Raw genomic sequence first — 1,182 nt, forward strand, 5'->3', positions numbered from 1 at the left:
CCGGTTCGCTATTGATCGTTTGGCTTTCGTGGACCCGGAGAACGTTGCTCGGCCTCGGGAGAGCTCGTCCAATGCCCGGTATCCGCTGGCGGTCGACGGGAGGGTGACGACCTCGGGTCCGTGGACGCGCTCGACGCGGGCGGCGATGCGGGCGAGGATGATCTTCTTCTGCACCTTGGACTGGTTGCCCTGTTCATCGATCACGGTCCGGGCGGCGTCGACCCAGCGCGGATCGAAGTTCGTCAGGGCCGCGCCCGTCCGAGACCTGCGGGTGTCGATCAGGCCCGCCTCGCCGGTGTCGCGGTAGCGGGATACCCAGCGTTCCAGTGTCCGCGTCCCGATGCCGAGCTCCTTGGCCTTCGCGGTCTGCCGTTCTCCCAATGAACGTTGTGGGTGGTACTCAAAGCGCGGTTCTCCCTCACGGGCGATCTCTCGACTTCCCGATCTGTATCCGGTGAGTACCTCGCGGACATGATCGGCGCGCTCATGGGCGGCCGCCTGGGCGGACTCGGTCGCATCAGACCAGACGAGCATCAACGGCTGCGACTCTTCGTCATCGGGAAGTCTTCCCGGGACGTGCGCGGTACCGCCCTCCGAAGCAGGCCGCAGCACGTCGAGCATCCGCAGCCGGCGAGTACTCCCGTCCGCGGTGCGGACGATGACCGCTCCATCCCCGATCTCCGCGACGGTGCACATTTCGCCGTCGTAGACGAGCTGTGCGCCCGGGGCAACCGTCCATGTCTTCTTCATCCCGACTGGTCCTCTCTGGAAGATGGCGTCAAAAGGCTGGCGGTCGACAGGGGCCGAGTCAGGTCGGCGTTCAGATGCCGCACCCACAGCAGATGCAAGACGAGGGAACGCGCGAACCTGATGTCACCCTCTATAGGAGCTACGGCTCGCACCGCCTCTCCAAGGGNCCGGTAGCCCGCGAGGAACTGCACGTTGGCAAGCATCACGGGGTTGGGTTCGGATTGCACCCGGTATTCCCAGCCGTGCCCCTCGATGACTCGCCGGGACCACGCCAACGAGTTGTGAACCTTTGGTCGCGACAGCTTCTCGGCGGGCTTCACGTCGACCACGCACGCCGAGTCATCGGCGTGAATAAGCAGGTAATCCGGAACGTGCCTCCGCGCCGTGCCTCGGTCATCTCCGTCGACCAAGAATGGCTGTGACAAGATCCAC

Annotated in this window: 1 protein-coding gene; it reads right to left on the reverse strand. The window is 65.0% G+C overall.

Translation table 11 applies throughout. The features are described from left to right. The coding region (locus ASG00_RS05310; protein ID WP_156456200.1) for a helix-turn-helix domain-containing protein at positions 1–750 on the reverse strand (750 nt) is incomplete at its 3' end. Positions 751–1,182: the final 432 nt, after the last annotated feature.

The sequence above is a fragment of the Microbacterium sp. Leaf351 genome, assembly GCF_001423825.1.
Classification (GTDB): Bacteria; Actinomycetota; Actinomycetes; order Actinomycetales; family Microbacteriaceae; genus Microbacterium; species Microbacterium ginsengisoli.